General features: G+C 64.6%; 11 protein-coding genes. 6 read left to right on the forward strand and 5 right to left on the reverse strand.

What is annotated here, in order from left to right; genetic code table 11:
- Window positions 1-10: 10 nt before the first annotated feature.
- The 3 genes from ACFFWD_RS16390 to ACFFWD_RS16400 all read right to left on the reverse strand — a co-directional run bounded on the left by ACFFWD_RS16390 (window position 11) and on the right by ACFFWD_RS16400 (window position 1,875).
- Window positions 11-685 (reverse strand): dienelactone hydrolase family protein, encoded by a 675-nt coding sequence (locus tag ACFFWD_RS16390; protein WP_376966865.1) that lies wholly within the window; start codon window positions 683-685, stop codon window positions 11-13.
- Between the two features lie 63 nt (window positions 686-748).
- Window positions 749-1,090 (reverse strand): hypothetical protein, encoded by a 342-nt coding sequence (locus tag ACFFWD_RS16395; protein WP_376966867.1) that lies wholly within the window; start codon window positions 1,088-1,090, stop codon window positions 749-751.
- The gene (locus ACFFWD_RS16400; protein WP_376966869.1) at window positions 1,087-1,875 is read right to left on the reverse strand and encodes an alpha/beta fold hydrolase; all 789 of its coding nucleotides are present in this window, start codon (window positions 1,873-1,875) and stop codon (window positions 1,087-1,089) included. Before ACFFWD_RS16400 ends, ACFFWD_RS16395 begins: the two co-directional genes overlap by 4 nt.
- Window positions 1,876-2,162: 287 nt before the next feature.
- Here ACFFWD_RS16400 and ACFFWD_RS16405 point away from each other — a divergent pair, with 287 nt between their 5' ends.
- The 4 genes from ACFFWD_RS16405 (at window position 2,163) to ACFFWD_RS16420 (ending at window position 7,735) form a co-directional block, all read left to right on the forward strand.
- On the forward strand, window positions 2,163-2,654 hold the full coding sequence (locus ACFFWD_RS16405) for a (2Fe-2S)-binding protein (RefSeq protein WP_376966871.1): 492 nt from the start codon (window positions 2,163-2,165) through the stop codon (window positions 2,652-2,654).
- Window positions 2,651-4,933: a xanthine dehydrogenase family protein molybdopterin-binding subunit gene (locus ACFFWD_RS16410; RefSeq protein ID WP_376966873.1), complete on the forward strand. Its 2,283-nt coding sequence runs from the start codon at window positions 2,651-2,653 to the stop codon at window positions 4,931-4,933. The genes ACFFWD_RS16405 and ACFFWD_RS16410 overlap by 4 nt, the downstream gene beginning before the upstream one ends.
- A gap of 205 nt (window positions 4,934-5,138) precedes the next feature.
- On the forward strand, window positions 5,139-6,233 hold the full coding sequence (locus ACFFWD_RS16415; RefSeq protein ID WP_376966875.1) for an HD domain-containing protein: 1,095 nt from the start codon (window positions 5,139-5,141) through the stop codon (window positions 6,231-6,233).
- Between the two features lie 212 nt (window positions 6,234-6,445).
- A complete protein-coding gene (locus ACFFWD_RS16420; protein ID WP_376966877.1) occupies window positions 6,446-7,735 on the forward strand; it encodes a cytochrome P450 in 1,290 nt (429 codons plus the stop codon).
- Window positions 7,736-7,859: 124 nt separating this feature from the next.
- Here the strand turns inward: ACFFWD_RS16420 and ACFFWD_RS16425 are convergent, their stop codons facing one another.
- Entirely contained in the window at window positions 7,860-9,440 is a 1,581-nt protein-coding gene (locus tag ACFFWD_RS16425) for an AMP-binding protein (RefSeq protein WP_376966879.1), read from the reverse strand.
- Window positions 9,441-9,687: 247 nt separating this feature from the next.
- Entirely contained in the window at window positions 9,688-10,107 is a 420-nt protein-coding gene (locus ACFFWD_RS16430; protein WP_376966881.1) for a VOC family protein, read from the reverse strand.
- Between the two features lie 145 nt (window positions 10,108-10,252).
- On the opposite strand from ACFFWD_RS16430, the gene ACFFWD_RS16435 reads away from it, so the two are divergent.
- Together ACFFWD_RS16435 and ACFFWD_RS16440 are read left to right on the forward strand one after the other, a co-directional pair.
- Window positions 10,253-11,224, forward strand: a complete 972-nt coding sequence (locus ACFFWD_RS16435; RefSeq protein WP_376966883.1) for a Bug family tripartite tricarboxylate transporter substrate binding protein — start codon at window positions 10,253-10,255, stop codon at window positions 11,222-11,224.
- Window positions 11,225-11,309: 85 nt separating this feature from the next.
- The gene (locus ACFFWD_RS16440) at window positions 11,310-11,570 is read left to right on the forward strand and encodes a DUF3551 domain-containing protein (RefSeq protein WP_376966884.1); all 261 of its coding nucleotides are present in this window, start codon (window positions 11,310-11,312) and stop codon (window positions 11,568-11,570) included.
- The last annotated feature ends 55 nt before the right edge of the window (window positions 11,571-11,625 follow it).

The following is an 11,625-nucleotide window of genomic DNA, read 5'->3' on the forward strand; positions in this document are numbered from 1 at the left end:
CAGGACCGCGTCACTTCTTCAAATGCTTCGCGAAGAACGCCAGGCTGCGTGGCCAGGCGATGTCGGCGCTGGCCTTGTCGTAGCTCGCGCGCTCGTCGCAGTGAAAGCCGTGCTGGGCGCCGGGATAGATGAAGACCTCGATCTCGGGCCGCTTCGACTTGATGGTCTCGACATCGCTCAAGGGGATGCCGGCGTCCTTCTCGCCGAAATGCAGCTGCGTCGGCACCGTCGGCTTGTCGTCGGCAAAACGCACGATGGCGCCACCGTAATAGCCGACCGCGGCCGAGAGCCCGGTCAATTTGGTGGCGGCGACAAAGGCGATGCTGCCGCCGAGGCAGAAGCCGATGATGCCGACCGGGCCGACCGATTTCACCTGGTCGATCGCGGCCTGGGTGTCGCGCAGCATCGCGGCGAAGTCCGGGTTGGCGACGAACTTCCGCGCATTGGCGACCTCGTCGGGCGAATAGCCGCTTTGGAAGTTCGGCTCGCTGCGATCGAAGATCGACGGCGCGACGGCGACATAGCCTTCGTTCGCCAGCCGGTCGCAGACCGAGCGGATGTGGTGATTGACGCCGAAGATCTCCTGGATCACGACGATCGCGCCCTTGGGCGTGCCGGCAGGGTCGGCGCGATAGGCGCCGAGCTGAAATCCGTCAGAGGCGGTGAGCCTGATATCCTGTCCCATGGGTCATCCCATTCTTGTTGCCGGTTGCACGAAGGGTGTTGGCGAGAGCGCGCCGTCAACGGCCTATTGCCACATCCAGTTCTGACCCCAGTCGCCCTTCCAGCCGGCGAGCCGGCCTTTGCGGAACTGCAGGTAGAGTCTGTCGTGGTGTGGGAACAGCCCGCTGCCGCCGATGTCGCGGAAGGTCAGGAAGACCTCGTTGCCGGGCCGTCCGCTGACATAGGTGAGGGGCGTGCCGAGCGCACGCTGCGCCTCGTCGATCCCCATGCCGAACACCAACGGCGTGGTGTTCGACAGTGTCGCTGTGAAGCCGCGCGCGGGCATGGCGAATGGCGGCGGCTTTTGCGCCGCGGCCGTCGTACTCATACCAGCGACGAACAGCACGGCAGTAACGGTTCTGTTCATGGTGCGGCCTCTCGCGGCGCGTCGGACGGAAGGCCATCGAGGAACGGCAGCACCGCTTCGATGAAGGCCTGCGGCTGGTCGATATTGACGGCGTGCCCGGCGTTCGGAACTATCACCTTCCGGGCGCCCGGGATCTTCGCAGCCATATAGTCGGAAGGCGCCAGGAACGGGGTATCGTCGGCGCCGACCACGACCAGCGACGGCACCCTGATGTCGGGCAGCGACTCGATGACCCGCGCGTCGCGCTGGGCCAGCATGCCGCGCGCGGCGAGCGCCAGGCCCTTGGCGTTACGATGCGTGACGGTCGAGCGCTCGCGGCTGAAGCTCTTGAGCACGTCGAGCCCCTCGCGCTCGAACCGGTCGCCGGTGTCGCGGGCGCGGTTGTTCCAGACTTCGCGGGCGTCGTCTTTCTTGAAACCGGGGCCGGTGTCGATGATCAGGAGCGCGCGGACCCGCTCCGGGTGCGCGCGATGAAAGGCAAGCGACATATAACCGCCGAGCGACAGGCCGCCGACGATCGCTTTGTCGGCGCCGACCGCATCCAGCAGCGCCGCGATGTCGCCGACCGTCAGGGCTTCGCTGTAGGCGGCGGGATCGTCCGGATAGTCCGATTGGCCGTGGCCGCGCATGTCCCACAGCACGAGCTTGTAATGCTTCGACAGCGCTTCGATCTGGCCTTGCCACATCGCCGAGGTCGACGAGTAGCCGTGGGTCAGGATCAGCGGCGGGCCGTTGCCGTAGACTTCGTAGTGGATGTCGACACCGCCGCGGTTGAGCTTGGCCATTGACGGGCTCCTTCTGTTGTCGATGTCCGGTCCGGCAGCGCTACCGACCTTGATAGGAGCTATCGATAAGGCATCAATACTGGCATTACAAAAGCTTCTTGCGATTGCCGCAACGCACAACCGGCAGCTTCCGAAATTTATTCTCTTCGAGCAATTCCAAATTGAATTGCCTCTAGAAAGGAACCGGATCATTGTCTCGGCAACTGTCGCTTACCCGGTGGGCGCCAGCCACGACCCAACAGTGAGTTGCCGCCGTAAGCGGCTTCATACACCGGAAGGGGAGAGAGATGCCTAATCTCAATATCAACGGACGGAATATGTCCGTCGAGGCGGCCAACGATACGCCGCTGCTTTGGGTCATCCGCGAGCAATTGCAGATGACCGGCACCAAGTTCGGGTGCGGCGCGGGTCTCTGTGGCGCTTGCACCGTCCATCTCAACGGCGAAGCCGTGCGGTCGTGCCAGACCTCGCTCGCCGACGCCGTTGGCAAGAAGATCACCACGATCGAAGGGTTGAGCGCCAAGGGCGATCACCCGCTGCAGAAGGCCTGGGTCGCCGAGCAGGTGCCGCAATGCGGCTACTGCCAGTCCGGCCAGATCATGCAGGCAGCAGCCCTGCTGTCGAAGAACTCCAACCCGACCAAGGACGAAGTGGTCGCGCATATGGACGGCAACCTCTGCCGTTGCATGACCTATTCGCGGATCCAGAAGGCGATCATGCGCGCCGCGTCCGAGATGCGCACCGCGTCGGCCGCCGGAAGCGATCGGAGGGCCACATGAACAAGCACGTGAAGAACATCACCCCCGAGACGACAGATCTCAGCCGCCGTTCCTTCCTGGTCGGCACCGCCGCGACCGGCCTTGTGCTCGGTTACGCCGGCGTACCCGGCCTCGATCAGGCGATCGCGGCGCCCGCCAATTTCGAGCCGAGCGTCTGGTATGCGATCGGGCCCGACGGCCTCGTCACCGTCACCTGCGGCAAGGCCGACATGGGCCAGCACATCGCCTCGACCATGGCGCAGATCGTGGCCGAAGAGCTCGGCGCGAACTGGAAGGACATGCGGGTCCAGCTTGCCTCCAACGACCCGAAGTTCAACGACCCCGTGCTCGGCGCCCAGATCACCGGCGGCAGCTGGTCGACGATGATGAACTTCGATGCGATGAGCCGCGCTGGTGCGGCGGGCCGCATGGCATTGACCGAAGCGGCAGCAGCCTCAATGGGCGTGCCGGCCGGCGAGCTCGTGGTCCGCGACTCCGTGATCAGCCATCCGAAGTCGAAGAAGTCGATGTCGTTTGCCGATGTCGTCAAGAGCGGCAAGGCGACCAAGACCTTCACCGTGGACGAGCTGAAGGCGATCAAGCTCAAGTCGCCCGATCAGTACACGCTGATCGGCGTTTCGGTGCCGCAGCTCGACATCCCCTCCAAGACCAACGGCACCGCCAAATATGGCATCGACGTGATGCTGCCGGGCATGCTCCACGGTGCGCTCGTGACCCCGCCGGTGCGCTACGGTGCGACGGTGAAATCGGTCGACGACTCCGGTGCCAAGAAGGTGCCGGGCTTCATCAAGGCGGTGACGCTGGACGACAAGACCGCCACCACGACGGGCTGGGTGGTCGCAGTCGCCAATACCTACGCCAACGCCAAGAAGGCGGCGGCTGCGCTGAAGATCTCCTATGACGGCGGTCCGAACGCCAAGCTGTCGAGCGAGTCGCTGTTCACCGAGGCCAAGCGGCTGCAGGGCCTCAGTGACTCCGGCCAGTTCTTCGTCAAGGACGGCGACCCGGATGCGGCCTTCCCCTCGGCGGCCAAGGTGCTGGAGGCAGAGTACACCACGAACATCAACATCCACGCGCCGATGGAGCCGATGAACGCCACCGCGGAGTTCAAGGGCGACATCCTGCACATCTATTCCGGCAACCAGTTCGCGACGCGCTCCGGCGCCATCGCGGCCGGCGCGGCCGGGATCGATCCGAAATATGTGGTGATGCACCAGACGTGGCTGGGCGGCGGCTTCGGCCGGCGTCTGGACGCGGACATGATGGTCCCGGCGGTGCAGGCGGCGAAGGCCGTCGGCAAGCCGGTCAAGGTGATCTATACGCGCGAGAACGACATGACGATGGATTTCTCGCGTCCGCTCACCTACCAGAAGGTGAAGGCCGGCGTGGATGGCGACGGCAAGCTTGTCGCGCTCAGCCACGACGTGGTCTCGGCCTGGCCGACCCAGCGCTGGGGCATCCCCGATTTCCTGTCGCCCTCGGTCGACAAGAAGGGGCCGCTCGACGCCTTCACGGTCAACGGTGCGGATTTCTTCTACACCGTGCCCAATCACTATGTGCGGGCGATCAAGAACGAGATGGCGCACAACGCCACTCCGTCGGGTCAGTTGCGTTCGGTCGCGCCGGGATGGACCTTCTGGGCGGTCGAAAGCATGATCGACGAGATCGCGCATGCGACCGGCAAGGACCCGGCCCAGTTCCGCATAGGCTTGCTCGACGGCAAGGGCAAGAATGACGGTGGCGCGCAACGCCTCCGCAACACCTTGCTTGCTGCGATGGGGCTCGCCGGCTACGGCACCAAGCAGCTCCCGAAGGGAGAGGGCATGGGCGTCGCCTGCGTGTCGTCGCAGGAGCGGGCGACCGCAAGCTGGACCGCTTGCGTCGCGCATGTGGCGGTCGCACCCAGCGGCGAGGTCAAGGTCAAGAAGCTGACCGTTGCCACCGACGTCGGCACGCAGGTGCACCCGGACGGTATCCGTGCCCAGGTCGAGGGCGCGGCGCTGTGGGGCATGTCGCTTGCGCTGTTCGAGAAGGCGACGTTGAAGGATGGTGGCATCGAGCAGACCAACTTCGACACCTACACGCCGATGCGGATGAGCCAGGTGCCGGAAGTCGCCGTCAACGTCATCGCCAATGGCGAGAAGGCGACCGGCGTCGGCGAGCCCGCGGTGACGGTGGTTGCGCCGGCGATCGGCAATGCCATCTTCAATGCGGTCGGCGCGCGCGTTCGCGCCTTGCCGATCACCGCGGACGCCGTGAAGGCGGCGATGAAGGCATAGCCGCCACCGGTTCGAAAAACAGCGAACCGCCGGGGATTTCCCCGGCGGTTTCTTATTTTACCGCCCATGATTTTGCTGGCGGATTTCGCAATCCGTAAAATTGTAGCCGTCTCGCTCAACCGCCGTTCAGCATCCCCATTAAGCCGGAGGGAACGCATCGTCAGGTAGCGTCCGGTCGTCGGTCGTTACCGCGACGGGGGAAGCCATGACTGCCTTAGCCAACAACAGTTCGAAGCGCCGCTTGCTGCTGGCATCGGACCGAAACGATCAGAGCAACGAGCTCGCCAACATCCTGCGCTCGGTCGGGGAGGTCGACACCATCTCGACCGCGCAGATTCCGGAGCTGCCGGCCCAGGACCTTTCCGGCATCGTGGTCGACATCAACCTGCGCTCGCCCGAAAGCGTGCAACTCGTCCGCGCCAAGCTGCAGACCGAGGCCTATCGCGAAATGCCGCGGTTGTTCGTGCTCGCGGACTCGCTGCACCACGCCTCGATGCAGGCCTGGGCGCTCGGCGCCACCGATACGATCTCGCGGCCGTTCGACGCGCGCGGCATCCTGCAGCGCATCCGCGCCGCATTCCCCGACAACAGCGGCTACGACGAGACCGATCGCGGCAAGGCGCTCAATCGCGGTGTCGAGGCCGCGCATGCTGTGATGGTCAAGATCTTCGAGCGGATGCCGGCCGGCGAGCCGCTGAAGTTCGAGGATGTCGTCGCCGCCGAAACCAAGATCCTGAAGGCGATCAAGCACAACTCGCTGCGCGAATGGCTGACCACCGTCGGCTGCCATCATCAGGAGACCTATCGCCATTGCCTGTTCGTGACCGGCTTTGCGGTGGCGTTCGCGCAGCACCTCGGCATGCGTGAGGACGACCAGCGGCGGCTTGCCCGCGCCGCGCTGCTGCACGATGTCGGCAAGGCGTTCATTCCGACAGCGCTGCTCGACAAGCCGGGCGAGCTGACGGTCGAGGAAATGGCGGAGATGCGCGAGCATCCTCGCCGAGGCTACGAAGGGCTGTCCGCGCAGGGCGGATTCCCGCCGGAAATGCTCGACGTGATCCTGCACCACCACGAATTCCTCGACGGGTCAGGCTATCCCAACGGCCTCTCGGGCGCCGAGATCAGCGACATCGTCCGCGTCACCACGATCGTCGACGTCTATGCCGCGCTGGTGGAGAAGCGCGCCTACCGGCTGCAGTTCACCCACGCCAAGGCGTTCTCCATCATGGAGGACATGAACGGCAAGCTCGACCAGCAATTGCTGCAGGCGTTCCGCCCGGTGGCGTTCGGGCATTATTGAGCCGTCCCGCTTCCTCGGTCATTGCGAGCGAAGCGAAGCAATCCATCTGTCCACGGGCGCGGAGCGGTGGATTGCTTCGTCGCTGCGCTCCTCGCAATGACGGAGGGAGCGGTTCCAGCCTCTCAACGCAAGTATTCCCTCTTCGCCGCCCGCTAGCTATCCCTCGATCATCGGCGCGTCGCGCCGGTGCCTGACAGCCGGCGAGGACGACCATGGATACGACAGCACCTGCGGCTCTCGACATTCCCGCCGACATCGCGGCCACCCTGGTCGATCCGGCGGCCTACACCGATCGTCGCATCCACGACAGCTATCGCTGGCTTCGCGCCAACAATCCGCTCGGGATTGCGCGACCAGACAAGTTCGATCCGTTCTGGGTGGTGACCAAGCACGCCCATATCCAGGCGATCAGCCGGCAGAATGAGCTGTTCCACAACGCCGATCGCCCGACCACACTGACGACGCAGGCGGTCGAGGAGCGCGTCCGCAAGATCACCGGCGGTCCGAACCTCGTGCGCTCGCTGGTGCAGATGGATGCGCCGGACCACCCGAAATACCGCGCGCTGACGCAAGGCTGGTTCATGCCGGCCAATCTCGGCAAGTTCGAAGGCCGCGTCCGCGAGATCGCGCGCGCCACCGTGCAGCGCATGCTCGAGAAGGGCGGCGCCTGCGATTTCGTCGAGGATGTCGCGCTCGGCTATCCCCTGCACGTTATCATGGAGATCCTCGGCGTGCCGGAGGCGGACGAGCCGCGGATGCTCAAGCTGACGCAGGAGCTGTTCGGCCCGCAGGATCCCGACACGGCGCGCGTCCGCGAGGCGCTGAGCGCCGAACAGTTCTCCGTGATGATGCAGGCGGTGGTGAGCGATTTCTCGGCTTATTTCCGCAAGATCACCGAGGACCGGCGCCGCAACCCGCGCGACGACCTCGCCACCGTCATCGCCAACGCCAGGATCGGCGGTGACTACATGCCGGAGCACGACCAGACCAGCTACTACATGATCGTCGCGACCGCGGGCCACGACACCACCTCATCGTCGACAGCGGGGGCGATCTGGGCGCTGGCGCAGGACGAGAGCGAGTTCGCCAAGGTGAAGGCCAATCCGGAGCTGATCCCCGGCCTCGTCGACGAGGCGATCCGCTGGATGACGCCGGTGAAGCACTTCATGCGCTCGGCCACCGCCGACACCGAGCTCGGCGGCCGCAAGATCGCGAAGGGCGACTGGCTGATGCTGTGCTACGCCTCGGGCAATCGCGACGAGGATGTGTTCGAGGACCCCTATCGTTTCCGCAGCGACCGCAAGCCGAACCGCCACGTCGCATTTGGGTACGGCGCCCACCTTTGCCTCGGCCAGTATCTGGCGAAGCTCGAGATGCGCATCCTGTTCGAGGAACTCTTGCCGCGGCTGAAATCGCTCGCCCTCGACGGCGAGGTGAAGATGACGCAGGCCTATTTTGTGAACGGCCCGAAGAAGCTGCCGATCCGGTTTGAGGTGAATTGAGTATTCGTCATTCCGGGATGGTCCGAAGGACCAGACCCGGAATCTCGAGATTCCCCGATGCGCAATTGCGCACCTGAGGTTCGATGCTGACGCATCGCCCCGGAATGACGCGGCCTGGGCCGCGTCACTCCAGCATCTTGCGCAGCTCTGCTTTCGCTACCTTCTCGAGCGTGGAGCGCGGCATCTCGTCGACGAAGTGGATTTCCCGGGGCAGCTTGAAGTCGGCGAGGCCTGCGCGGCACGCGGCCATGATGGTGTCGTGCAGATCGGCGGGCAGCTTCGCCACGCCGGCCTGCGGGATGATGAAGACCACCGGCACCTCGTCGAGCATCGGGTGCTTCTTCGCCACCACAGCGGCCTCGCGCACGCCGGGCACCAGCGCGATCACCTGCTCGATCTCGGACGCCGCGACGTTCTCGCCGCCGACCTTCAGCATGTCCTTGGCGCGGTCGCCGAACTTGATGTAGCCGCGCTCGAGCAGGGTGACGCGGTCGCCGGTGATGAAGTAGCCGTGCTCGTCGAAGCTTTCGCGCGTGGCCTTCTCGTTGTGCAGATATTCCGCGAACAGCGACAGGCCGGGAATGCCCTTGATCAGGAGATTGCCGGTCTCGCCAACCGCGGTCGGCGCGCCGTCGTCGTTGGTGATACGGATCGCGTATTCGGGAGCCGCGCGGCCGATCGACATCGGTGTGTTCGGCTGGTCAACTTCGCCGATGATGCCGTGGGTGATGGTCTCGGTCATCCCCCACCAGCCGATGATCTTGACTCCGAACGCAGCGAAGGGCGGCGGCTCGTTCACCGCGGTGCCCCAGAGCCGGAACTTGTGATTCTTCGGGATCTCGTGCTCTAGTAGCGCCTTCATGCAGAACGGGATCGTTGAGGTCCAGGTGCAGCCATGCTCTAGCGCCACCGGCCAGAACCGGCTCGCCGAGAATCGCGGCTGGATCACGCAGGTGCCGCCGACCCACAGGATCGCCAGCATCGAATAGGCCAGCGCATTGGTGTGGAATAGCGGCAAATAGGTCTGGTGCACGTCAAAGGCGTGCAGGTCCTGATGCGCGGCATTGATCTTGGCGCCCCACAGCGCATTCGCGTGCGTCCACAGCACCGCCTTCGGCCGTGACGTCGTACCGGAGGTGTATTGCACGCTGCAGGGTGCGAGCGGGTCGGTCGCGCGGCGCGGCCGGTCGGCGCTGTCGGCAAACAGCTCCTCAAAACTGTCGCCGCGCGCTGGCGCCCGTGCGGGCACTTGCCCTGCGTCGTGCGAGATCACGGCGATCCAGCGCAGCCCCTTGCAATTGGCTGATATCAGCTCGGCATAGGCCGGCTGGGTGATCGCGGCAACGGCACCGCAATGGCCGGCGAAATACTCGATCTCGGCGGCGGCCGAGCGGGTGTTGGTGGTGACCGCGATGGCGCCGAGCTCGACGCAGGCAAACCACGACAGGATGGACTCGATGCAATTTTCGAGATGGATCAGGACATAGTCGCCCTGCTTGATGCCGCGCCTGGCAAGGCCTGCAGCGAGCGCACCGACGCGCTCATGGAATTCGCCGTAAGACCAGCGCCGCGCCGGCGCGTCGAACGGCGCCCAGATCAGGAACGGATGATCGCGGCGTACCTCGGCGCGCATCTTGAGCAGCCATGGCACGTCGAGCCCTGCAAACGGTCCCACGATACCCGGCGCTGCCTTGGATATAGTCATATGCCCTCCCGCGCAGCTTCAGCGGCTGCTTGCTCGTTCTTGTCGGGAGCCTTTCTGCCATCGGATCGCGCGGCGGGCAAATGGCACGCTCTCACCTTCGTCATGGCCGGGCATAGCCGTCTGAAGGACGGCGTCGCTTCCGCTCGCCTATGCCCGGCCATCCACGTCTCTCCCCTATGCGGTGGCGCGTGGATGCCCGGGTCAAGCCCGGGGCATGACGACCTAAAATACCGCCGGACTGGTGCGCTTACTTAGCGCCGTCCTCATACGAGGAAATCTCGATCAAGCTGCCGTCGGGATCGCGGCAATAGACCGAGCGCAGCGTGCCGCGCGCGCCCTGCTTTGCCACAGGGCCTTCCTCGATCGCGACGCCGTTGGCCTTGAGATGCGCGACCACCTCGTCTGGTGTGCTTGCCGTGAGAAAGCAGAGATCGTCGCTGCCGGCCGTCTCGTGGTCGGCGGTGAACCATTCGACCTTGTCGGCATCGCGCGGCCGCACGTTGATCTTCTGGTTCCCGAACACCAGCGAGGTCCGCGGCGTCTTGCCGGCACCTGGATCGAACACCTTCACCTCCATGCCGAGGATCCTGCTGTACCACGCAGCCGAGCGTGCGACGTCGGCGACATTGATCACGAGATGGTCGAGCGCATTCACCTTGACGGCCATGATCGGTCCTCTTGCCTTAGTCTTTTGTCGCGGTCGCCTGTGCGTGTGTCGCACTGGCCGCGTCGGGCGTTGTTTGTTAAAACCGCGCCGCACGCAATTCAACAGAAACAGGCGGGGCGCAACCCTGCCGGATCGGGAGACACTCATGATTTCACGCCGCACCGCGCTGGGCCTGATCGGGTCGGGAATTTCGACATTCGCAATCGGCCGTGCGTCCGCAGCCGATTACCCGACGCGGCCGGTGCGCTGGATCGTCGGCTATCCGCCCGGCGGTGCCACCGATATCATCGCGCGCCTGATTGGGCAGCGGCTGTCCGAGAAGCTCGGCCAGCAATTCGTGATCGAGAACAAGCCGGGCGCCGGCAACAATATCGCCACCGAGGCGGCGATCAACGCCGAGCCTGACGGCTACACGGTGCTGCTGGTCAACCCGGCGAACTACATCAATGCCTCGCTCTATGCGAACCTGAAATTCAACTTCGTACGCGATATTGCGCCGGTCGCCTCCTTCAATCGCGTGCCGAACGTGATGACCGTGAACAAGGATGTGCCTGCCAAGACCGTCGCCGAGTTCATCGACTATGTGAAGGCCAATCCCGGCAAGGTGAACATGGCCTCCTCCGGCAACGGCACGTCGGTGCATCTCTCCGGCGAGATGTTCATGGCGATGACCGGCTGCAAGATGCAGCACGTGCCTTATCGCGGAGCGGCACCCGCGATCACCGACATGCTCGGCGGCCAGGTGCAGGTGATCTTCGACAACATGCCCTCGATCATCCAGCACATCCGCTCCGGGGCGTTGCGTGCGCTCGCCGTGACGTCAACGGAGCGATCCTCGCAACTGCCCGATGTGCCGGCGGTCGCCGATACCGTGAAGGGCTATGAGGCGAGCGCGCTGTTCGGCATGGGCGCGCCGAAGAACGCGCCGAAGGAGTTGATCGCCAAGCTTCACACCGAGATCAACGCAATCCTTGCCGAGCCCGAAATGAAGAAGCGCCTGGTCGAGCTCGGCGGCGATCCGCTGATCCAGACTCCGGAGGCCTTCGGCAACGACATCAAGGCCGAGACCGACAAGTGGAAGAAGGTCGTCGAGTTCGCCGGGCTGAAGGTCGAATAGGCCGACGCTGAACCTTCCGGGGGCAGGCGCGTTCTGAACCGGGTCAGGCGGTCACGCGACCAATGGATCAGAAGGAGAACAGATAATGCGCAATGCGATGTTGGCAGTGCTGGCGCTGGCTGCGGCGGCAACGGCGGTAAGCACCGGTCCGGCGGCCGCCGGCTATGACTATCCCTGGTGCGCCCAGGGCAAGGGCTATGGCTATCCGGGCGAATGTTCCTATCAAACCTATCAGCAATGTCAGGCGAGCGTGTCCGGCCGAAACCTCTATTGCGGTGTCAATCCGCTGTTCGCGTTCGGCCAGGCGCAATCGCAACGGCGCGGCCGCTACGTCTATTCGTACTAGTAGCTTGTCACTGTGATTTTGACTCTTTGGGCGTGCCTGGATAGGCGCGCCCAAG

Origin of the sequence: Bradyrhizobium erythrophlei (genome assembly GCF_042430365.1) — a bacterium.
Taxonomy (GTDB): domain Bacteria; phylum Pseudomonadota; class Alphaproteobacteria; order Rhizobiales; family Xanthobacteraceae; genus Bradyrhizobium; species Bradyrhizobium erythrophlei.